The sequence below is a fragment of the Nocardiopsis sp. iso_238 genome (genome assembly GCF_056173325.1).
Genome location: NZ_CM149668.1, coordinates 4,143,232 through 4,163,797, shown reverse-complemented (window position 1 = coordinate 4,163,797; position 20,566 = coordinate 4,143,232). Strand labels below are relative to the sequence as shown.

Here is a 20,566-nt window from a genome sequence, read left to right as displayed (position 1 = left end):
CGTGTCCGGGGGATGCCGTGGCGGGGCGGACCCCTCCAGGTTAGGTCGTTCACGGGCCCGGTCCGGGTGGTGGAGCCCACCGCGTCGCGGACCCGTGAACGGTCTTCCCCCGTCACCTGGTGGGACTCCTCCGAGGCCGTTCGGGTTCCCGTTTTCGTGACCCTTCGTCACCGGACCACTCGGCGGTGTCCGTGGCGGGTCGGCTCAGTGCTGGCCGCGCGGGGTGATCCCCAGGGCGGCGCAGGCCTCCTGGTACATGCGGACGACCTCGACGCGGATCTGCGCGCGCTCGGTCAGCGGGGCGGCCCAGGGGATGCGCACGCCCTCCTCGGTGCCGTTTACGGTGACCGCGTAGTCTCCTCCGTCGCCGTCCAGCCCGGTCATGCGGGCGGCGGTGGCCTCGGGGCGGTCTCCCAGGGCACGGCAGATGATCAGGGTGTCCTCGGGGTGGTCGCCGTTCATGTGGGCGGTGACGGCGGTGACGACCTCGGGGGCGAAGGGCTGGGACGGCACGGTGGCTTCTCCTGGGGTCGGTGGTCGTTGCCGGACATACGAGACGGGGGAGGGTCCGCGGACCCTCCCCCGTCGACGATATCCGAGGCCTCACCGGGTTTCTGACGAGGTGACGTCAAAACCGGGGGCGGTGGTCACTCCCCTCGGGTGGCCACGCCCGGACACCGCCGTTCCCACCGGAGCCGGTGCGACTCAGGCCTGGCGGGTGAACTCGGCGTCGATCTCGATGGAGATCTTGTCGCCGACGACCACGCCGCCGCCGTCCATCGGCATCTCGATGTCGACGCCGAACTTCTTGCGGCTGATGGTGGTGGAGGCGGCGAACCCGGCGCGGTCCAGGCCGTAGGGGTCGACGGTGGATCCGTTGAACTCCAGGGCCAGCTCGATCGGGTGGGTGTTCTTCTTGATGGTCAGGTCACCCTTGAGGACGAAGTCCTCGCCCCTGGCCTCCAGGCCGGTGGAGCGGAAGCTGAACTCGGGGTGGTTGTCGGCCTCGAAGAAGTCGTTGGACCGGATGTGGTTGTCGCGGTCGGTGTTGTCGGTGTTGATCGAGCTGGCCTCGATGGTGGCCTCGACGGAGGACTGGGTGGGGTCCTCGGGCACGGTCAGCGTGGCGTCGAAGCTCTCGAAGCGGCCACGGACCTTGCTCACCATCATGTGGCGGACGGAGAAGCCGACCACGCTGTGGGCGGCGTCGATCTTCCAGGTGCCGGGCTTGAGTTCCTGAGCGGCCATGGTGTCTCTCCCTGTGTTCGGGCGACCCGGGTTCTGGGCCGTCCCACTGTGCGGTTCGTTGTCTAGCAACAAAGTACCTTAGAAGTATCTTCCTGGGAAGTAGATTAGGTGTTCGTCCCCGAGGACGCAAGGGCCCTCGCCGTCCCGGGGCCGCGACCCGGGCCGGCGGGCTAGAATCAGGCCATGGAGAAGGCCTGGCTCGAAGCCGACGAACAGGACGTCTGGCGCGGGTTCCTGCGGATGAACGCCTGGATCTACGACGAACTCGAACACGACCTGCGCTCCCGGGACAGCCTCTCCCTCATCGAGTACGGGATCCTCGCCCACCTCTCCGAAGCCCCGGAACAGCGCATGCGGATGCGCGACCTGGCCGAGACCGTCATCGTCTCCAAGAGCCGCCTCTCCCACCAGATCGCCCGCCTCGAACGCGACGGCCACGTGCGGCGGGAGAGCTGCGAGGACGACCGGCGCGGACTGTGGGCGGTCCTCACCGACGACGGTGCCACCGCCCTCCGCGCGGCCGCGCCGGGCCACGCCACCAGAGTGCGCTCACTGATGTTCGACCGGCTCACCTCCGAGCAGGTCGTCCAGCTCAGGGGGATCGTCGACGCGCTCGACGGCGCGCGCCCCTGATCCACGGCGGCGGCGCGCCGCCGGAACAGGGGAGAGGTCACATGGTTCTGTCCGGGAAGCGACCCCGGAACGGACACACACCCCGGGTAGAGTCGGAGCCCGTGAGCAGACCATCGATCATCGGCGCCCAGAACTTCCGTGACGACGACGGCAGCGCCGACCCGGACGTCGAGGCGTGCCTGCGTGAGCACGCCGCGGGCCGGACCGGCGACCGGCAGGTCCTCGCCGCCCTCAGCGGCTCCCGGGTCCTCATCCCCGTGGTGTCCGTGGCCACCGAGACCGAGCAAGGCGTGGGCGGGCTCACCAAGGACAAGAACAGCGAGGTGGCCATCCCCATCATGACCGGCAAGGACGGTCGTCGCGGGGTCCTGGCCTTCACCTCCGTGGACGCCGTCCGGCGCTGGCGTCCGGACGCCCGACCGGTCCCCTTCACCACGCGGGACGCCTGCCAGGCCACCCTGGAGGAGAACGCCGACGCGCTGGTCATCGACGTGTCCGGGCCGGTTCCGCACACCATCCAGGGCCGCTTCCTCACCGTGCTCGCGGAGCAGGGGTCGGTACCCGAGCCCAAGGACGACCCTCAGGTCCTGTCGATCGTCTACCGGGTGACGCACGCCGAGTTCGGGATCGAACGCGTGCGCATCCACCCCTCCGAACGCGCGGACCTCGGCATCCGCCTCGAACTGGACGAGCGCGACGACGAGTCGCTGCGCAGGGTCGCGGAGCGGCTCAGCACCGAACTCCAGCACGTGCTGCCCGGCGGGGTCGAACTCAGCGCGGTCGTGCGGGCCCGGCGCGACGACGAGTGACCCCGGGGTTGTCCACAGGCAGCCGCACACCCTGTCGCCGGGCCCCGCCAGCAGGTAGTTTCCGAACATGCCCACCCCCCTGGCGCTCACGTCGTCCCCGCTTCCGTGGGCGGTCCTCGCGGCCGCCGTGCTCTTCGCCCTCGGCCTCGTGGTGGGCCGCACCGGCGGCCGACTGGTCCCCCTCTTCGGCCCGGGGCAGGTCGCTCACCAGGACGTTGTCACAGGTGGAATCGGAGAACGGGCAGGCGCGCCCGACACACCGACGGCACCCGCCACCGCGACGGTCGACCCCGAAGAGGCGTACGAAGGGCCGCCGCCGCCCCGCTGTCCGCACTGCCTGACCCGCCTCCGCTTCGCCCGGGGCCTGCCGGTCGTCGCCTCCCGCGCCTTCCGGCGGAGCGGCGCCTGCCCCCACTGCTCGGACCGGGTCCGCCCCGACCCGGCCGTCGTCGGCACCACGGCGCTGCTCTTCGCGCTGGTCGGCGCCCTCGCCCCCGCCCACCTGGCCCACTGGTCGCCCTTCGGCCTCCTCGCCCTGCTCTGGCTCGTCGCGCTCGGCGTCCCCCTCTCCGCCGTCGACCTGCGCGTCATGCGCCTGCCCGACGCCCTCGTTGCCCCCGCCTACCCCGTGGCCGCGCTCCTCCTGGCCGCCGCGGTCCTCCTCCCGCCCTTCGGCCCCGACCTCGAACGCGGCACCGGGGCCCTGGTCGGCATGGCGCTCATCACGGTTCTCTACTGGCTGCTGTGGCGGATCAGACCGGGCGGGCTCGGGTTCGGGGACGTCAAGCTCTCCGGGCTCACCGGCCTCTACGCGGGCTGGGCGGCCGGACCGGTGGGCGCTCTGGTCGCCGCCTTCTGGGCCTTCGCGGCCTTCTCCCTGCTGGGGGTGGCCCTGCTGCTCCTGCGCCGGATCACCCGGACCGAACCGCTCCCGCTCGGCCCGTTCATGCTCGCCGCCACCCTCGCGACCGTCCTGGCCGGTCACCCCCTGCTCCCCCAACCCTGAGCCCGGTGACCACGCCTCCACCCGATCCGTGGGAGGATCGTGGACATGTTGCGTTGGCTGACCGCGGGGGAGTCCCACGGACCTGCACTCGTCGCGATCCTGGAGGGCCTTCCGGCCGGTGTGTCCGTCACCTCTGACGACATCGCCGCCGCGCTGCTCCGACGTCGCGCCGGGTACGGTCGGGGCGCCCGGATGAAGTTCGAGAAGGACCAGGTCTCCGTCATCGGAGGCATCCGGCACGGCATCACCCAGGGTGGGCCGGTCGCGATCGAGGTCGGAAACACCGAGTGGCCCAAGTGGGAGAAGGTGATGTCGCCCGACCCGGTTCCCGCCGAGGAACTGGACGGCGTGGCGCGCAACGCGCCGCTCACCCGCCCCCGCCCCGGGCACGCCGACCTCGTGGGCATGCAGAAGTACGGGCACGAGGAGTCCCGCCCGATCCTGGAGCGCGCCAGCGCCCGCGAGACCGCCGCCCGGGTCGCGGTCGGTGAGGTCGCCCGGCAGTTCTGCCGCCAGGCGCTCGGGATCGAGATCCTCAGCCACGTGGTCTCCATGGGCCCCGTGGCCGTTCCCGAGGGCGCCCCCGAGCCGCGCCCCGAGGACCTCGCCGCCATCGACGAGGACCCGCTGCGCTGCTTCGACCCGGAGACCAGCGCCCGGATGGTCGAGGAGGTCGACGACACCAAGAAGTCCGGGGACACCCTGGGCGGCGTCGTCGAGGTGCTCGCCTACAACCTGCCGCCCGGCCTGGGCAGCCACGTGCACTGGGACCGCCGCCTGGACTCCCGCCTGGCCGGGGCCCTCATGGGCATCCAGGCCATCAAGGGCGTGGAGGTCGGAGACGGGTTCCGCACCGCCGCCCGCCGCGGCTCCGAGGCCCACGACGAGATCGAGCCCGGCACCGACGGCGTCCGCCGCCGGACCAACCGCGCCGGAGGGGTCGAGGGCGGCATGTCCACCGGCGACCCCCTGCGGGTGCGCGCCGCGATGAAGCCCATCGCCACGGTGCCCAAGGCGCTGGACACCATCGACACCGAGACCGGCGAGCCCACCAAGGCCCACCACCAGCGCAGCGACGTCACCGCGGTCCCCGCCGCCGGTGTCGTGGCCGAGGCCATGGTCGCCCTGGTCATCGCCGAGGCCGCCATCGAGAAGTTCGGCGGCGACTCGGTCCCCGAGACCGCCCGCAACCTCCGGGGCTACCTGGACTCGCTGACGATCCGCTAGCACGACCACACTGGCCGCTGGCACCACCCCACTGGCCCGCCCTCCTCGGAGCGCGGGCCAGTTCGCTTCCATCCCCAGGAGTTCCCCCATGCGCCACCCTCGCCTCGCCACCGTCTGGTGGGACCTGTCCCAGTCCGACCAGACCATCGAGTCCCTGCGCGCGTACCTGAAGGAGACGTCCGTCGACGCCTTCGCGGAGGTGCCCGGTCTGCGCCTCAAAGCCTGGATCGCCGACCCCGAGACCAATCGGTGGGGAGCGGTCCTGCTGTGGGAGTCCGCCGCGGCCTCCGAAGGCCCGGTCCCCAGCCGCGCGCTTCAGCTCATCGGCTATCCGCCCACCGAGCAGCACGTCTTCGACGTGGAGGCCACCGTCGAGGGACGCTGCGAGGACACTCGGCTCAGTCACCGGGGCCTCGCCTTCGATCCGGAAGCGTCCTGACGGCCGATGGATCAGGGGCCTTGGCCGCCGTCGTGCCGGGTGCCTCCCCGCAGCTGGGGATAGGCGCGGAAAACACCGGTACTTTGGTTGGGTAGAGCCTGCTCCCCGTGAACGCGGGGATGGGCCGTCAGGCGCGGCCCCGAGCAGGCGGTCAGAACGTTCCCCGTGAGTGCGGGGGTGACCCCCAGAGGTAGGCAGAGCGTGGCAAGAGCGATCGCGGTGCTCATCGGTTCGCCCGGTTCGGGCAAGTCCACCGTCGGTGAGGCCCTGGCCCGCCGACTGGACGCGGACCTGTTGTGCACCGACACCGAGATCGAGAGGCGTGCGGGCAAGCCCATCAGCGACATCTTCGTCCAGGACGGCGAGGAGCACTTCCGCGCCCTGGAGCGCGAGGTCGTCGCGGAGGGTCTGCGCTCCTGGGAGGGGGTCGTCGCGGTCGGCGGTGGCGCCGTCCTCAACGAGGACACCCGGAAGGAACTCGCGGACCATCACGTGGTCTACCTCCAGGTGGAGTTCGGCGAGGCCGCCAAGCGCGTCGGTATGGACGTCGCCCGCCCGCTGCTGTCCGGGAACCCCCGCACCCAGCTGCGCAAGCTCCTCAACGAACGGCTCCCGGTCTACGAGGGCCTCGCCTCGGTGACCGTGCCCACCACCGAGTACCACCCCGAGGAGATCGTGGACGCGATCGTCGACTCCCTCCCCACCGGAAAGGCCGCCCAGTGACCGTGACCCGGATCGGTGTGGGGGAGCCCACCGGACGTTACGACGTGGTGGTCGGCAGCGGCGTCCTCGCCGAACTGCCCTCCCTGGTCGGCGGCGCCGCGCAGGTGGCCGTCATCCACCCCGAGGGCCTGGGCGAGATCGCCCGCCCCGTGGCCGGGGTCCTGGAGGAGGCCGGATACACCGTCCGGCCCATGCCCGTGCCCGACGGCGAGGCCGCCAAGACCGCCGCGGTCGCCACCGGGCTGTGGTCGCGGCTGGGCTCGTTCAACTTCACCCGCACCGACGCGGTGGTGGGCCTGGGCGGCGGGGCCGCCACCGACCTCGCCGGGTTCGTCGCGGCCACCTGGCTGCGCGGGGTGCGTTCGGTCCTGGTGCCCACCACCCTGCTGGGCATGGTGGACGCCGCCGTGGGCGGCAAGACCGGCATCAACACCCCCGAGGGCAAGAACCTCGTGGGCGCCTTCCACCCCCCGGCCGGGGTGCTGTGCGACCTCGCCACCCTGCCGAGCCTGCCCCGGGCGGACTACGTCGGCGGGCTGGCCGAGATCATCAAGGCCGGGTTCATCGACGACCCCGTCATCCTCGACCTGGTCGAGGACGACCCCGAGGGCGCCACCCTCCCTGAGGGTCGGCACACGCGCGAACTCATCGAGCGCGCCATCCGGGTCAAGGCCGACGTCGTCTCGGGCGACCTCAAGGAGAGCGGCCGCCGCGAGATCCTCAACTACGGCCACACCCTCGCGCACGCCGTCGAGCGCGCCGAGAACTACACCTTCCGGCACGGTTACGCGGTCTCCATCGGCATGGTCTTCGTCGCCGAACTCGCCCGCCTGGACGGGCGGATCGACGAGGACCTGGTGCGTCGGCACCGCACCGTGCTCACCTCGGTGGGGCTGCCCGTCAGCTACACCGCCGAGGCCTGGCCGGAGCTGCGCGCCACCATGGCCGTGGACAAGAAGGCCCGCGGATCCACACTGCGATTCGTGGTCCTGGACGGTCTGGCCAGGACCGCGATCCTGAGCGGACCCGCCCCCGAGCTGCTGGACGAGGCCTATCAGGCGGTCGTGAGCGGTTCCTGAGTCCCCGGGAGCCACTAGACTGATCGAAGGCGAGGAGTGCCCGGGAGCCGGTCGGCACGGCCATCGGCGGCCACGGGAACCACGCCTCGCCCCACTGACCACCGACCGGACCAGCGAGTCCGGTCTCCGACGTGTCACACCCCTGGGAGAGACGACCGAAGTGGCCACGACGAACGACATCAAGAACGGCACGACCCTGCGGCTCGACGGCGGCGTCCTCTGGAACGTCCTGGAGTTCCAGCACGTCAAGCCGGGCAAGGGCGGCGCGTTCGTCCGCACCAAGCTCAAGAACGTCCTCACGGGCAAGATCGTCGACAAGACCTTCAACGCCGGCTCCAAGATCGAGTTCGCGAGCGTCGACCGCCGTGACATGGAGTACCTGTACCACGACGGTGACTCCTTCATCTTCATGGACACCCAGACCTACGACCAGATCCCGGTGGGCGACGCCGTGGTCGGGGACGCCAAGGGCTTCCTCCTGGAGAACACCAAGGTCACGGTGGCCACCAACGAGGGCAACCCGCTCTACATCGAGATGCCCGCCGCGGTCGAGCTCGAGATCTCCGAGACCGACCCGGGCGTCCAGGGCGACCGCTCCACCGGCGGGACCAAGCCCGCCAAGGTCCAGACCGGCGCCACCATCCAGGTGCCCCTGTTCGTCACCACCGGTGAGCGCGTCAAGGTCGACACCCGCACGGGCGACTACCTCGGGCGTGTCAACTGATGAGTGGTGCACGGCGCAAGGCCCGTCGGCGCGCGGTGGAGGTCCTCTACGAGGCCGAGGTGCGCTCCACCTCGGTGGAAGACGTCATCAAGCGTCGCCGGGCCCAGCCCGAACCGCCGATCAACGAGTTCACCGAGCTGCTGGCCCGCTCCGTCGACGAGCGGCGCGAGCGGATCGACTCGCTCCTCGACGAGTACGCCATCGGGTGGACCCTGGAGCGCATGCCGGTCGTCGACCGCAACATCCTCCGGATGGGCGCCTACGAACTCCTGTGGGCCGAGGACATCCCCGACGGCGTCGCGATCGCGGAGGCCGTCGGTGTCGCCAAGGAGCTCTCCACCGACGAGTCGCCCAACTTCATCAGCGGACTTCTGTCTAGGCTGATGGAGAACAAGTCGACGCTCTCGCTCTGAGACCTCGCGCCGAGGCCGGGCACTAGCTGATTGAGGGAACGCAGGTGACTGACAGGAGCGGCACGCCCGTGACCGGTTTCGGTACGGGGACCGGCCCCGTGCGGGCGGCCAACGCGGCCCGGACCGCCGTGGTGTGGGACGCCCTCTCACGGCTGCTGGACCGTCTCTTCGACGGTGAGCCCCTGGAGATCGTCGACGCGGGCGGTGGCACCGGTGGCGCCGCCGTCCCGCTCGCGGAGCTCGGTCACCGCGTGACCGTCGTCGAACCCAGCCCCGACTCCCTGGCCGCCCTGGAGCGCCGCGCCGCCGAGAGCGGTGTCATGGTGCGCGGCGTCCAGGGGGAGACCCAGGACCTGGCCTCGCTCTTCCCGGCCGCCAGCGCGGACCTCGTGCTGGTGCACAACGTGCTGGAGTACGTCGACGACCCCGCCGCCGCACTGGCCGACGTCGCCGGGGTCACCCGCCCCGGCGGCGCGGTCAGCCTCCTGGTCACCAACGCCGTGGCCGGTGCCCTGCACAGGGTCCTGGCCGGGCACATCACCGAGGCCCGGCACCTGCTGGAGGACCCGGACGGCCGTTGGGGCGAGGCCGACCCCATGCCCCGCCGCTTCACCCGTCAGCAGCTCCTCGACCTGGTCGGCCACTCCGGCCTGACCGGGGAGAGCGTGCGCGGGGTGCGTGTGTTCGCGGACATCCTGCCCGGACAGGCCTGGGAGGGTGACGCCCAGGCCGGGCAGCACCTGGTGGAGCTGGAGCGGGCCGCCGCCGACCACCCGGAGCTGATCGGCGTCGCCACGCAGCTGCACGCCGTCGCCCTCAAGCCCTAGGGCCGGGGCGGGACGCTGCGGACAGGGCATAACCTGGCCTTATGAGCCGACGTCAACTGGAGCGCGGTGCCGCTCTGCGGGGTGTGGTCACCCCTGAGGGGATCGCCCCCCTGCGGTCGGACTTCCCCTTGGACGGCTCCGGTCCGGACGACGACTGCAACATCCTGCACCTGGACATGGACGCGTTCTTCGCGAGCGTGGAGCAGCTGCGCCACCCCGAGGCGCGCGGCCGTCCGGTGATCGTGGGCGGCACCGGTCCGCGCAGCGTGGTCTCCTCCGCCGACTACATCGCCCGCCGCCACGGCGTGCACTCCGCGATGCCCATGGCCCAGGCGATGCGGCTGTGTCCGGAGGCCCTGGTCTACCCGCCGGACGGGGCCGCCTACCGGCAGGCCTCCGAGGCGGTCATGGACATCCTGGGTTCGGTGACGCCCCTGGTGCAGCCGCTGTCGTTGGACGAGGCCTTCCTGGACGTCTCCGGGGCCCGCCGCCGTCTCGGCGGTCCGGTGCGCATCGCCGCGATGATCCGCGAACGCGTCCGCCGTGAGCAGCGGCTCACCTGTTCGGTCGGGGTGGCCGCCACCCGTTTCGTGGCCAAGCTCGGTTCCACCCACTGCAAGCCCGACGGTCTGCTGCTGGTGCCCACGCGGGAGGTGCACGGCTTCCTGGACCCCCTGCCGATCGGCGCCCTGCCCGGGGTGGGGGACAAGACCGAGCGCACACTCGTCCGGCTGGGCCTGCGCACGGTGGGCGCCCTGTCCCGGTCCGATCCCGACCTGCTGCGCATGGAACTCGGGGAGAAGGCCGGTGCCCGCCTGACCGCGCTGTCCCGGGGCGAGGACCCCAGCGCGGTCGTCCCGGACACCCCGGACAAGAGCGTCGGCGCGGAGGAGACCTTCGCCGAGGACGTGGACGACCCCGGCCTGATCGACCGCGAGCTGCTGCGGCTGTCGGAGAAGGTGGCGCACCGTCTGCGCGTCTCGGGACAGGTGGGGCGCACGGTGAGCGTGAAGCTGCGCCGGGCCGACTTCTCCACGATCACCAGGGCGCGGACCCTCTCCGAGAGCACGGACGTGGCCCGGGAGATCAGCGCGGTGGCGCGTGCGCTCTACGCGGCGTCGGGGTTGAAGGGCACCCCGCTGCGTCTGGTGGGGGTCCGACTGGAGGGTGTCGCCCCGGTGGAGCAGGCGCACCACCAACTCGCCTTGGGGGAGGAGGACTCGGGTTGGCGGGACGTTGAACGGGTTATGGACCGGGTGAAGGCCCGTTTCGGTCCAGGCGCGATACAGTCGGCAGTATTGGCCAAGCGTGACGAAAACGACGTATGATGCGGCAACTTCCGGGGGCCTCTGAGCGTTCTCAGAGTACAACCGGAGTAAGGGTTAGAAGAGAGGCATGGAAGCCGGTGTTTCCGATACAGGGCGAGGGTATCGTGGCCGTAGTGGGTCAGGTACACACGCAGCTTTTCTTTCCACTAGGCGCTAGTGCACCGTATTCTGGGCATACCACTGACCAAGAGACTGTTCATCAGTACCCGTCACCCCAACCGGGGACTGCCGTAGGGAGGCACCGTGCCGCTCTCTGAACACGAGCAGCGCATGCTCGACCAGATCGAGCAGGCGCTGTATGCCGAGGACCCGAAGTTCGCGAACACTGTTCGGCAGACGAACCCCGGAGTCCATTACAAGCGCTGGATCATCAAGGCCGTCATCGGCTTCGTACTCGGTATGGTGTTGCTCCTCCTGGGGCTGCTGCTGAGTAGTCCGGACTCGTCGCTGGCGGTTCCGGTCACCATCAGCGTCCTCGGGTTCATCTTCATGCTGGCCTCCTTCCTGCTGGGCGCCAACGCCTGGCGCAAGGCCGCCGGGGGCGGTGCGGAGGCGATGTTGGCCGAGGCCGAGACGGAGACCAAACACAAGCGCAGGGGCGCCAAGCGTCCTGGGATGATGAACCGCTTCGAGGAGCGGTGGCGCCGTCGCCAGGAGGGCGAGGAGTAACAGCCCGCTCGGGACGGACACCGGTCCTCCCAGGTGACGGATGCCCAGAACGCTCGCCCGTTCGCAACGGTGGGGCCCGCACACGCCAGTCGTGTGCGGGCCCCACCGTTTTCCGTGCGCCCCGCCCGCGCGGAGACGCGTGCTCCGCGCCCCGCGCCGCCCCCGACCCGGGAGGGTCAGGCGGGGGCGGGGACGGCGTCAGCGGCGGTCCGGGGACGGTGCCACGGGGCGAGGGAGCGCGGCAGCAGGAGCGCCCGACAGCGGTCACCACGGGTGGCGGCGGCCTTCGCCCCCGTCCGGGCCGTGGCGAGGTCGGCGGTGATCCGGTCGCCGTCCGTGTGCTGGGCGTCCCCCGGTTCCGGGGCGTAGCGCGCGGACTCCTCCGCCAGGGCCAGCCGCCACACGGCGGCGTGGGCCTCTGAGGGCAGCAGCGTCCCGTCGGGGCGGACGGCGCCCAGCCGGGCGGCGGTCGCCCGGGGGCTCTCGGTGAGCGTCCACTCCACACCCAGGTCGAGGCAGGTGTCCCGCAGCTCGCGCCACGCGGTGTGCGCGGCCGCGGTCCCGCCCGCGGCCACCGCGGCCCGACGCGACCAGCGGATCACGGACCGGACCAGGGCGGGGCCTGCCAGCAGCAGGAGCCCGCCGAGCAGGCCCGCGGCCACCGGCCACCACGGGGCCGCGCCGGAACCCGCACCGCCCTCCCCAGTGCCCGCGGCGGAGTCGGCGGACTCCTCCTCGTCTTCCTCGGGGGTCGGGCTCGCGGCCTCGGAGGGGTTGGCGGAGGGCTCGTCCTCGGGGCTCTGGGTGGGCTCGGGGGAGTCCGAGGGGCTGGGTTCGGGATCGGGTCGGGGCTCCGGCACCGCGTCGCCCCCGGCGTACTCGGGGACCGTGGCCGTGCCCTGCCCCTGGGTGGAGGCGGGGGTGGGTTCGAAACGCACCCACCCGGAACCCTCGAAGTACAGCTCCGGCCAGGCGTGCGCGTCACCGACCGACACCGACCAGCGGCCGTCGCCGCCCTGCTGCCCGGCCGTGTAACCCACCGCGACCCGGGCGGGGATGTCCGCCTGGCGGGCCATGACCGCCATCGCCCCCGCGAACTGCTCGCAGTAGCCGATCCGGTCCTCAAGGAGGAAGTGGGAGAGCGGGTCGGCGCCGTTCGGGACGGAGGGCGGGCTGAGGTCGTAGGTGAAGTCGCCGCCGGTGAAGAAGTCCTGGAGCGCGACGGCCCGCCCGTAGGCGGAGTCGGCGTCCCCGGTCACGGAGTCGGTGAGCTCCTGGACACGGCCGTCGACGCCGTTCGGGAGGTCGAGGTGGTCGTCGGACAGGGAGCTCGGTGGCCCGGCGTCGGCCAGGTCCTGGGCCTCGGGGCTGTTCTCGGCGGACTCCACGGTGAAGTCGAACCCGGTCGGCGGGGTGTCGGTGGTGAACACCATCAGGGTGTCGGGGTCCACGTACCAGTCACCGGTCACGTCCACCGAGCGCGCGGGGTAGGGCAGAGGCAGGAACTCCGTGCCGGGCGCGTCCGAGTCCATCACCACCCGCGTGGTGACCGAGGCGGAGGAATCACCGCTGCGTCCCGGGGGCGGCGGGAGGGGGTCCTCCAGGGCGGAGTCGCGGCCGGTGTACACCGGTGACATCGTCCAGTTCTCGCCGCTGAACTCGTCCAGAACGTAGGTGCGCAGGTAGTCGGGCGCCTCGGCGTCGCTGCGGTAGGTCAGCACCGCGCGGTTGGAGGAGGCGGCCAGGTCGCGGCGGAGCGAGACCAGGGGGTGGGTGGTGGTCACGCTGCCGCCGGCGCCGAACTCGACGCCGTCCGCCATCGTGTGGACGGCGTCGGTGCGCAGGGACGGCACCATCAACGGCAGGGACAGGGCCAGGAGGATCGCGACGGAGGCGGCGGCCACCACGGTGCCCAGCTGCGCGGCGCCCGCCGCGAAGCGGCTCCCCGGGGTGTGCCCGTCCGGCACCCGGACCCCCCACTCACGCCCCCGGACCCACATGTCCGTGGCCAGCAGAGCGACGTAGCCCGCCGCGCAGACGGCGGCCTGCACCCAGGTCAGCCCGGCGCCGTCCACGGCCAACGGCACCACGATCAGCGCCAGTACCAGCCCGCCGACCATCCCCGGGCAGCGGGCGGTCACCGCGAGGAAGTCCGCCGTCATCATGAACACCAGGAACGTCAGCGCGATGATCAGCTGGAGCCCGGCGGTGGTCGGGATCGGGGGAGCGCTGGTGTTGATGCTGTTGACGCCCTGCTCGAACAGCACCCACGTCCGCTCGAAGGTGGCCGAGGTCGGCACGACACCGAGGAACCCGGTGCCGGGGGTGAGGATCGGGGTGAACAGCAGCGCCGCCACCAGCAGCTGGAGGAACGGCACCGGGAACGAGGTGCGGCCGCTCAGGCGGTACACGGCGGACACCAGGGACACCGCGACCATGAGGACGACGGCGGGCCCCCACCAGCCGTCGCCGCGGATGAGTCCGCCGAGCAGCGGCAGCGCGGCCAGCATCGAGACCAGGGCGGCCAGGGGCATCAGTGCGTTCGTCAGTCTCAACGGGAACCCTCCCAGGAAACACGGGCGCCGGCCGGGGCCGGGGGTGACCCACCGGTGACGGCCCGCCCCCACAACGGTGGGAGCTCGGCGGCCTCACCGACCTGGACCACACTCCAGCCGTTGGCGGTCAGCAGTTCGGCGGTACGCCGCGTGTGTTCGGTGTCGGTCCACGCCGCCCCCGTGCACAGGACCGCGACGTGCAGTCCGGGCCCGCGTACCCGGGACAGGGCCGAGGCGTCCTCGGGCGACACCGCGCCCAGGACCGCCACCACCAGGCTGGACGAGGAACCCCGCGCACCCTCCAGAGTGCTGATCCCGCCGTACAGGCCGTCCGCCTCGGAGGCCTCCACGGTCGCCAGACCGTCCAGCACGCCGGACGTGTGGGCGGTGTGCAGCTGGCCCCGCTCGGTGTGCAGACGCAGTTCGTGCCCGCTGTCCAGCAGGTTCACCGCAACGGAGGCGGCGACGCTGACCGCCGTCTCCAACGAGTTCCAGGCGCCCTCACCCGCGTGCGCCCCGAACCTGGTGTCCAGGAGCAGGGTGCTGTGCTCGCGCCAGTGCTGTTCGTCCCGGCGCACCATGAGCTCACCGTGCTTGGCCGTGGAACGCCAGTGCACCCGGCGCATCTCGTCGCCGTGGCGGTACTCGCGCGGGATGGGGTCCCGCTCCCCGGCACCCGTCACCGAACGGCGCGGGGAGTTCTCGCCCTGGGAACCGTCGGAGGCGCCGAGGGTGGGGAGCGGGACCACGGGCGGGGTCACCAGCAGGGGGGAGGGGGCGCCGACCTGACGGGTCACCCGGACACAGCCCAGCGGATCCACCACGCTCACCTTCAGCGGGCCGACCGGATACCGGCCGCGGACCGCCGGACGCACCAGATAGGTGACGTCGCGGACCGCCCGCGCGGCCAGGAACCCCACCGTGTAGCGGGGTTCGTACCCGAGCCGGACCGGCAGGGTGTCCTCGATCCGCACCCAGATCACCGGCCAGGTGGGGGAGGAGTTGCCGATCCGCACCAGGACCCGGGTGTCGGTACCGGCGGAGATCCGGCTCGGCTGCAGCGCTCGGCTCTGCACCACCCGTCCCGTCGCGCCCAGGATCGTCAGCGCCGAGATCGGGGGCACCAGGAGCAGGAAGAGACCCACCCCCGCGAGCTCCCGCTGGCCGATGACGAAACCGCACACGAGCGCGACGACACCGGAGAACAACATCAGACCACCGCGTGCGGTGAGGGTACGTTGCGGGCGCATGGTCCGTCTCTTGTGGTTCCGAGGGGAGGAGGGTCAGCGGGGGCCGGGCACGGGCAGCCGGGAGACCAGCTTGGCGACGATCTGCTCGGCGCTGAGCCTCTCCATCTGCGCCTCGGGGCCGGGCAGCAGCCGGTGGGCGAGGACCGGGACGGCCAGGGCCTGCACGTCGTCGGGGACGACGTAGTGGCGGCCCTCCAGGGCGGCGTGCGCCCGCGCGGCGCGGACCAGGTGCAGGGTGGCCCGGGGCGAGGCGCCCAGCTTGAGCTCGGGGGCGGTCCGGGTGGAGTTGACCAGGTCCACGACGTAGCGGCGCATGCCCGGAGCCATGTGCACGTTGTGCACGTGGTCCACCAGGGAGCGGATCTCCGCGGCGTTGGTGACCGGGGCCAGCTGGTCCAGCGGCGAACCGGCGCTGTGGCTGTCGATCATGTCGAGCTCGGCCTGGGGGGAGGGGTAGCCCACCGAGACGCGGGCCATGAAGCGGTCCCGCTGCGCCTCGGGGAGAGCGTAGGTGCCCTCCATGTCGGCAGGGTTCTGCGTGGCCACGACCATGAACGGCCGCTCCAGGGCGCGGGTCTGGCCGTCCACGCTGACCTGGCGCTCCTCCATGCACTCCAGGAGGGCCGACTGCGTCTTGGGTGAGGCGCGGTTGATCTCGTCACCGAGCACGATGTTGGCGAAGACCGGGCCCGGGTTGAACTCGAACTCGTTGCGGTCCTGGTGGTAGACGCTCACCCCGGTGATGTCGCTCGGGAGCAGGTCCGGGGTGAACTGGACGCGCTGCACCGAGCAGTCCACGGCGCGGCCCAGGGCCTTGGCCATCATCGTCTTGCCCACACCGGGGACGTCCTCGACGAGGAGGTGGCCCTCCGCGAGCAGGACGGTCAGCGCGATGCGCAGCACGTCGGGCTTGCCCTCGATGACCGTCTCGATCGCGCCGCGGACGCGTCCGGCGACGGCGACAACGGCACCGACGTCTCCTCGGACGCCGCCCCCGTGACCGTCATGCTGTGTGCCGAGTGACACGAGAACCCTCTCGCTCGGTGTGCCTGCGTGTTTCGCTCCGAGGCTAGGGCCAATCAGATCCCTTGCAAACCAAAATGCCGGAATCGGTCGCCGAACCGCCGCCCCAGGGATGGGGGAGGGGTGCGACGCACGCGGGCGTCACGGTGCCCCTCTCGGCCACCGCTCCGAACTCAACTTTCTGACCTGCGCATTTGTCGATTCTTCAGCGTCCGAATGCGGATTGAAGCTGTTGACGGTGGGGAAGAGTGGAGTAAGGTGGAGCACCGTGGAGAGGGTGAATTCTCCGCATAGGGGTGAGGGGGTGAGTGTGTGTTCCTCGGCACCCACACACCTCGCCTCGATCAGAAGGGACGGCTGTTCCTTCCCGCGAAGTACCGCGACGAACTGTCGGGGGGTCTGGTGATCACGAAGGGCCAGGAGCGCTGCCTCTACGTCTTTCCGGCGGACGAGTTCCGCCGCGTCACCGACGCCCTGCGCTCCGCACCGGTCACCGCCAAGGCGGTCCGCGACTACAGCCGCGTCCTCTTCGCCAGCGCGTCCGACGAGTCCTGCGACAAGCAGGGCAGGGTCACGATCCCGTCGAAGCTGCGCGTCTACGCGGGCCTGGACCGCGAGTGCGTCGTCATCGGGGCCAACACACGCCTGGAGATCTGGGACGCCGCGGCGTGGTCGGAGTACGAGACCGAGCAGGAGCAGGCGTTCTCGCAACTCTCAGAGGAGGTGCTGCCCGGGGTGCTGTGACGGCGGGGCGGGCGCTGGAACGCCCCGAACCACCAGCACGCAGTCCATGCAACGCCGGGACCGGGGGCGGTCTCCGGAGACGGTCACACGAGCTGGCGCGACTTCCCCGGTGCCAGGTCGTGAGCGTTCGTCCGCTGAAAGGTGGACAATAGCGGCCGTGTCCGGAGGCCCTCCGGTTACTTCGGAGGGGCCACGCGAAGGACACCGTGAAGCGCACCCGGTGCGCGGCACGGACCCAGGGGGAGATCGCGACAGCGTGGAGGAACAGCAGCGCATGGGGGACAACCGGCAGCACGAGCGGCCCGACGGGGACGGCTCGGCGCACCAAGGGGCCACGCAGGACGATATCGCCGCCCGTGTCCAGGCGGCGAGAGCGGGAATCGACCCGCTGCACGTACCGGTCATGCTCGACCGGATCGTGGAACTGCTCGCACCGGCGCTCAGCAGGCCCGGGGCGGTGTTCGTCGACGGCACCCTCGGGCTGGGCGGCCACTCCGAGGCCCTGCTCAAGGCCTGCCCCACCATGCGACTGGTCGGTGTGGACCGGGACACCACCGCCCTGGAGCGCAGCGCCAGGCGCCTCGCGCCCTACGCGGACCGGACCCACTTCGTCCACGCCGTCTACTCCGACATCCCGCGCGCCCTCGACGAGGCCGGGGCGGAGCACGCCGACGCGGTCCTGCTCGACCTCGGCGTCTCCTCGCCGCAGCTGGACGAGACCGAACGCGGGTTCGCCTACGCCCACGACGCGCCCCTCGACATGCGCATGGACGGCACCCAGGCGCTCACCGCCGCCGAGGTCGTCAACGACTACCCCGTCGCCGAACTCACCCGGGTCCTGCGCACCTACGGCGAGGAGCGCTTCGCCTCCCGCGTCGCCAGGGCGATCGAACGCCGCCGCGCCCAGGGCCGCATCGACTCCACCCGGGAACTGGCCGAACTGGTGCGCGAGGCCATCCCCGCCGCCACCCGCCGCACCGGCGGTCACCCCGCCAAGCGCACCTTCCAGGGCCTGCGCATCGAGGTCAACGCCGAGCTCTCCATCCTCAAGGAGACCCTGCCCGCCGCGATCTCCCGCCTGGACGTCGGTGGCCGCATCGCGGTGCTGTCCTACCACTCGCTGGAGGACCGGATGACCAAGAGGGCCCTCGCCTCCCTGGCCACCGACACCACGCCCGCCGACCTTCCGGTCCCCCTCCCGGACCGCCAACCGGAACTCCGACTCCTCACCAGGGGCTCGGAACTCCCCACGGACGAAGAGAACGAACGCAACCCGCGCGCACAGTCGGCACGCCTCCGGGCGGCCGAACGCGTGCGCTGGCCGTCGCGGCAGTAGGGAGACCAGAGATGGGCACGAAGACGGACACACGCCGCACCACCAAGGGGCGCGCGACGACCACGAGGCGTACCGGGGCCACCAAACGCCCCACGGCGCCCAAGCGTCCAGCGCGTCCCGCGGCGACCACTCGCACCACCCGCCCAGGCGGTACCGGCCCCGCGCCGAAGATCCCCTTCGTCCTGCTCATCCTGTGCCTGCTCGGCGGCGCACTGGTGTCGCTGCTGGTGCTCCGCAGCGTCGTCGCCCAGGAGGCGTACACCATCACCAGTCTCCAGTCGGAGAACCGGGAGATGTCCTACGTGGAACAGGAGCTGGAGAAGTCGGTGGCCCACATGGAGACCTCCGAGCGGATCGCGAACGAGGCCGAGGACATGGGGATGGAGCAGGGGGACGCTCCGCTCTTCCTCGACCTCGACAGCGGTGAGATCAGCGGTGACAACGGTACGGACACCGGGAACGCTGGGAGCGGAGAGTGAGCAACCCCCGGGACCGCCGCCCCCATGACCCCCGAGGACCCGGAGCGGCGGGACGCTCCGGGTCCCGGCCCAGCAAGCGTCCCCAACGCGAACCCCGGCGCCCCGCCAGCGGGGCCCGCGCGAGCTCCGGATCGAAGCGTGGAGGGTCCGCTCGCGAGGTGAGGAGGGGCGGTGACCGGGCGCGGCGCAGGAGCCCGGCCCCGCTGCCCCCGCCGCCGCTCCTGCGGCGCACCTTCCAGCCGGGTGATCCGAACAAGCGGATCAAAATCGGCGGGGCGATCATCGTGGTGATCCTCATGCTGTTCGCCGGGAGGCTCACCCAGATCCAGGGGGTGGACGCCGAGCGCTACGCCGAGGCCGCCGCCAACCTGCGGCTCCAGACCATCGACATCCCCACCCTGCGCGGGCAGATCACCGACGCCGGGGGGAACCCCTTCGCGCTGTCCGCCGAGGTCCGCACCGTCTTCGTCGACCCCGAAGAGGTCGAGGCGGAGGAGCGCGACCAGCTCGTGGACGAACTGGTCACCCGCTTCGACCTGGAGCAGGAGGAGGTCGAGGCCAAGGTCGACGCCGCCCCCAGCCGCTACCAGGTGGTGGCCGACAAGGTGTCGCCGGGGGACTGGCAGGAGATGCGCGACCTCGGCCTGTCCGGGGTGGGCGCCGAGGTGGCCTACGAACGCGTCTACCCGGACGAGACCGGCGCCGCCGACCTGGTCGGGTTCGTCGGCTCGGAGGGGCACGGCCTCGAAGGGCTGGAGGGCTACCTGGACTCGACGCTCGCCGGTGAGGCCGGCAAGCGGCAGGTCGAGGTGGGCAACGACGGAACGCAGATCCCCATGGCGGGCGGTCTGGTGCGTGAGCCCGAGCCCGGGCAGGACGTGCGCCTGACCCTGGACCGCGACCTCCAGTGGTTCGTCCAGCAGGCGCTGGCGGAACGCGTGGAGGAGTTGGACGCCGAGGGCGGAAGCGCCATCGTCACCAACACCGACCAGGAGATCCTCGCGATGGCGGACTACCCGTCCTACTCGCAGAACGACATCGCGGCCACCGGTCCGGAGGAGTGGTCCAACGGAGCCGTGGCCGAGACCTTCGAGCCGGGCAGTACCAACAAGGTGATCACGGTCGCCGCCGCGCTGGAGGAGGAGCTGACCACACCGGAGACGGTGTACACGGTGCCGTACACCCTCCAGTACTACGACCAGACCTTCCGCAACTCCACGAACAACGGCACCCAGCGGCTGACCGTCAACGGCATCATGGCGCAGTCCAGCAACGTGGGCACCATCAAGATCGCGGACCAGGTCAAGGCCGGGGTGCTGCACTCCTACATGAAGGACTTCGGTCTGGGACAGCCCACCGGTCTTGCCCTGCCGGGTGAGGAGTCGGGGGTGCTCACCGAGCCCGACGACTGGTGGGGGACCCAGTTGCCGTCGGTGTCCATCGGGCACGGCCTGTCGGTGAACGCCGCCCAGATGGCCTCCGTCTACGCGACCATCGCCAACGACGGGGTCCGCGTGGAGCCCCGGCTCATCGCCGGGACCGTCGACACGGACGGGGAGTTCACCCCCTCCGAGGAGCCCGAGAAGACCAGGGTGGTCAGCAAGGAGACCGCCGACCGGCTCGCCCTGATGCTCGAGGCCGTCACCGGCGACGAGGGCACCGCGCCCCAGGCCCGCATCGAGGGGTACCGCGTCGCGGGCAAGACCGGTACCGCCAACCGGATCAACCCGGAGACCGGCGGTTACGACGGCGGCGGCTACACGGCGACGTTCGCGGGCTTCGCCCCCGCCGACGACCCCGAGCTCGTCGTCCAGGTGGTCCTGCACAACCCGAAGGAGACCTACTACGGCGGCGAGGCCGCGGGACCGGTGTTCAACGACATCATGTCCTTCGCCCTCAAGACCATGAAGGTCCCTCCGACGGACACCGAGCCCCCGGCCATCCGCCTCTTCGAGGACGAAGAGGACCGCTGACCCACGGGCGGGAGCCGCCACCCGGCGGCACCCGCCCGATCCGGAGGATGCGGCCGGGTCCATCCCCGCGTGCGCGGGGAG

21 protein-coding genes are annotated in these 20,566 nt (G+C 71.5%); 16 read left to right on the top strand and 5 right to left on the bottom strand.

What is annotated here, in order from left to right; all coding sequences use genetic code 11:
- Window positions 1-204: 204 nt before the first annotated feature.
- Complete coding sequence (locus tag AC0VYL_RS18870; RefSeq protein WP_475481020.1) at window positions 205-513, bottom strand: DUF2470 domain-containing protein; 309 nt, start codon at window positions 511-513, stop codon at window positions 205-207.
- A 192-nt stretch (window positions 514-705) separates the two neighbouring features.
- Window positions 706-1,248 carry a YceI family protein gene (locus tag AC0VYL_RS18865; protein WP_475454581.1) on the bottom strand — a complete coding sequence of 181 codons (543 nt, stop codon included), beginning with the start codon at window positions 1,246-1,248 and terminating at the stop codon, window positions 706-708.
- Window positions 1,249-1,431: 183 nt separating this feature from the next.
- Here AC0VYL_RS18865 and AC0VYL_RS18860 point away from each other — a divergent pair, with 183 nt between their 5' ends.
- From AC0VYL_RS18860 to AC0VYL_RS18805, 12 genes are all read left to right on the top strand, one after another.
- Window positions 1,432-1,881: a MarR family winged helix-turn-helix transcriptional regulator gene (locus tag AC0VYL_RS18860; RefSeq protein WP_475481019.1), complete on the top strand. Its 450-nt coding sequence runs from the start codon at window positions 1,432-1,434 to the stop codon at window positions 1,879-1,881.
- 101 nt (window positions 1,882-1,982) lie between these two features.
- On the top strand, window positions 1,983-2,690 hold the full coding sequence (locus AC0VYL_RS18855; RefSeq protein ID WP_475454577.1) for an SseB family protein: 708 nt from the start codon (window positions 1,983-1,985) through the stop codon (window positions 2,688-2,690).
- A gap of 67 nt (window positions 2,691-2,757) precedes the next feature.
- On the top strand, window positions 2,758-3,696 hold the full coding sequence (locus tag AC0VYL_RS18850) for a prepilin peptidase (RefSeq protein WP_475481018.1): 939 nt from the start codon (window positions 2,758-2,760) through the stop codon (window positions 3,694-3,696).
- A 45-nt stretch (window positions 3,697-3,741) separates the two neighbouring features.
- Window positions 3,742-4,923, top strand: a complete 1,182-nt coding sequence (gene aroC, locus AC0VYL_RS18845; RefSeq protein ID WP_475454573.1) for a chorismate synthase — start codon at window positions 3,742-3,744, stop codon at window positions 4,921-4,923.
- Window positions 4,924-5,011: 88 nt separating this feature from the next.
- Entirely contained in the window at window positions 5,012-5,362 is a 351-nt protein-coding gene (locus tag AC0VYL_RS18840; RefSeq protein WP_475454571.1) for a hypothetical protein, read from the top strand.
- Window positions 5,363-5,581: 219 nt separating this feature from the next.
- Window positions 5,582-6,085, top strand: a complete 504-nt coding sequence (locus tag AC0VYL_RS18835) for a shikimate kinase (RefSeq protein ID WP_475463138.1) — start codon at window positions 5,582-5,584, stop codon at window positions 6,083-6,085.
- Window positions 6,082-7,164: a 3-dehydroquinate synthase gene (aroB, locus tag AC0VYL_RS18830; RefSeq protein WP_475481017.1), complete on the top strand. Its 1,083-nt coding sequence runs from the start codon at window positions 6,082-6,084 to the stop codon at window positions 7,162-7,164. The genes AC0VYL_RS18835 and aroB overlap by 4 nt, the downstream gene beginning before the upstream one ends.
- 160 nt (window positions 7,165-7,324) lie before the next feature.
- Window positions 7,325-7,888, top strand: a complete 564-nt coding sequence (gene efp / locus AC0VYL_RS18825) for an elongation factor P (protein ID WP_378741354.1) — start codon at window positions 7,325-7,327, stop codon at window positions 7,886-7,888.
- The gene (gene nusB, locus AC0VYL_RS18820) at window positions 7,888-8,301 is read left to right on the top strand and encodes a transcription antitermination factor NusB (protein ID WP_475454567.1); all 414 of its coding nucleotides are present in this window, start codon (window positions 7,888-7,890) and stop codon (window positions 8,299-8,301) included. The genes efp and nusB overlap by 1 nt, the downstream gene beginning before the upstream one ends.
- Window positions 8,302-8,345: 44 nt before the next feature.
- On the top strand, window positions 8,346-9,128 hold the full coding sequence (locus AC0VYL_RS18815; protein ID WP_475454565.1) for a methyltransferase domain-containing protein: 783 nt from the start codon (window positions 8,346-8,348) through the stop codon (window positions 9,126-9,128).
- A gap of 41 nt (window positions 9,129-9,169) precedes the next feature.
- Window positions 9,170-10,456, top strand: a complete 1,287-nt coding sequence (gene dinB / locus AC0VYL_RS18810; protein ID WP_475454563.1) for a DNA polymerase IV — start codon at window positions 9,170-9,172, stop codon at window positions 10,454-10,456.
- A gap of 243 nt (window positions 10,457-10,699) precedes the next feature.
- On the top strand, window positions 10,700-11,125 hold the full coding sequence (locus tag AC0VYL_RS18805; protein ID WP_475454561.1) for a DUF3040 domain-containing protein: 426 nt from the start codon (window positions 10,700-10,702) through the stop codon (window positions 11,123-11,125).
- A 176-nt stretch (window positions 11,126-11,301) separates the two neighbouring features.
- On the opposite strand, the gene AC0VYL_RS18800 is transcribed toward AC0VYL_RS18805, so the two are convergent.
- From AC0VYL_RS18800 to AC0VYL_RS18790, 3 genes are read right to left on the bottom strand one after another with little or no spacing between them, the layout of a single operon-like run.
- A complete protein-coding gene (locus AC0VYL_RS18800) occupies window positions 11,302-13,659 on the bottom strand; it encodes a transglutaminase TgpA family protein (protein ID WP_475483538.1) in 2,358 nt (785 codons plus the stop codon).
- A 17-nt stretch (window positions 13,660-13,676) separates the two neighbouring features.
- Window positions 13,677-14,930 carry a DUF58 domain-containing protein gene (locus AC0VYL_RS18795; RefSeq protein ID WP_475481016.1) on the bottom strand — a complete coding sequence of 418 codons (1,254 nt, stop codon included), beginning with the start codon at window positions 14,928-14,930 and terminating at the stop codon, window positions 13,677-13,679.
- A gap of 33 nt (window positions 14,931-14,963) precedes the next feature.
- On the bottom strand, window positions 14,964-15,956 hold the full coding sequence (locus AC0VYL_RS18790) for an AAA family ATPase (RefSeq protein WP_475454557.1): 993 nt from the start codon (window positions 15,954-15,956) through the stop codon (window positions 14,964-14,966).
- Between the two features lie 309 nt (window positions 15,957-16,265).
- On the opposite strand from AC0VYL_RS18790, the gene mraZ reads away from it, so the two are divergent.
- The 4 genes from mraZ to AC0VYL_RS18770 all read left to right on the top strand — a co-directional run bounded on the left by mraZ (window position 16,266) and on the right by AC0VYL_RS18770 (window position 20,485).
- The gene (gene mraZ, locus AC0VYL_RS18785) at window positions 16,266-16,697 is read left to right on the top strand and encodes a division/cell wall cluster transcriptional repressor MraZ (protein ID WP_475454555.1); all 432 of its coding nucleotides are present in this window, start codon (window positions 16,266-16,268) and stop codon (window positions 16,695-16,697) included.
- Window positions 16,698-16,971: 274 nt separating this feature from the next.
- The gene (gene rsmH / locus AC0VYL_RS18780; protein ID WP_475483537.1) at window positions 16,972-18,033 is read left to right on the top strand and encodes a 16S rRNA (cytosine(1402)-N(4))-methyltransferase RsmH; all 1,062 of its coding nucleotides are present in this window, start codon (window positions 16,972-16,974) and stop codon (window positions 18,031-18,033) included.
- Between the two features lie 11 nt (window positions 18,034-18,044).
- Window positions 18,045-18,512: a cell division protein FtsL gene (gene ftsL / locus AC0VYL_RS18775; RefSeq protein WP_475481015.1), complete on the top strand. Its 468-nt coding sequence runs from the start codon at window positions 18,045-18,047 to the stop codon at window positions 18,510-18,512.
- Complete coding sequence (locus tag AC0VYL_RS18770) at window positions 18,509-20,485, top strand: peptidoglycan D,D-transpeptidase FtsI family protein (protein ID WP_475481014.1); 1,977 nt, start codon at window positions 18,509-18,511, stop codon at window positions 20,483-20,485. Before ftsL ends, AC0VYL_RS18770 begins: the two co-directional genes overlap by 4 nt.
- Window positions 20,486-20,566: the final 81 nt, after the last annotated feature.

Coding starts and splice junctions, on each gene's coding strand:
- AC0VYL_RS18865 (WP_475454581.1), bottom strand. CDS start 1,248: ATGGCCGCTCAGGAACTCAAGCCCGGCACCTGGAAGATCGACGCCGCC.
- AC0VYL_RS18860 (WP_475481019.1), top strand. CDS start 1,432: ATGGAGAAGGCCTGGCTCGAAGCCGACGAACAGGACGTCTGGCGCGGG.
- AC0VYL_RS18850 (WP_475481018.1), top strand. CDS start 2,758: ATGCCCACCCCCCTGGCGCTCACGTCGTCCCCGCTTCCGTGGGCGGTC.
- aroC (WP_475454573.1), top strand. CDS start 3,742: ATGTTGCGTTGGCTGACCGCGGGGGAGTCCCACGGACCTGCACTCGTC.
- AC0VYL_RS18840 (WP_475454571.1), top strand. CDS start 5,012: ATGCGCCACCCTCGCCTCGCCACCGTCTGGTGGGACCTGTCCCAGTCC.
- nusB (WP_475454567.1), top strand. CDS start 7,888: ATGAGTGGTGCACGGCGCAAGGCCCGTCGGCGCGCGGTGGAGGTCCTC.
- dinB (WP_475454563.1), top strand. CDS start 9,170: ATGAGCCGACGTCAACTGGAGCGCGGTGCCGCTCTGCGGGGTGTGGTC.
- AC0VYL_RS18800 (WP_475483538.1), bottom strand. CDS start 13,659: ATGCCCCTGGCCGCCCTGGTCTCGATGCTGGCCGCGCTGCCGCTGCTC.
- AC0VYL_RS18795 (WP_475481016.1), bottom strand. CDS start 14,930: ATGCGCCCGCAACGTACCCTCACCGCACGCGGTGGTCTGATGTTGTTC.
- rsmH (WP_475483537.1), top strand. CDS start 16,972: ATGGGGGACAACCGGCAGCACGAGCGGCCCGACGGGGACGGCTCGGCG.
- ftsL (WP_475481015.1), top strand. CDS start 18,045: ATGGGCACGAAGACGGACACACGCCGCACCACCAAGGGGCGCGCGACG.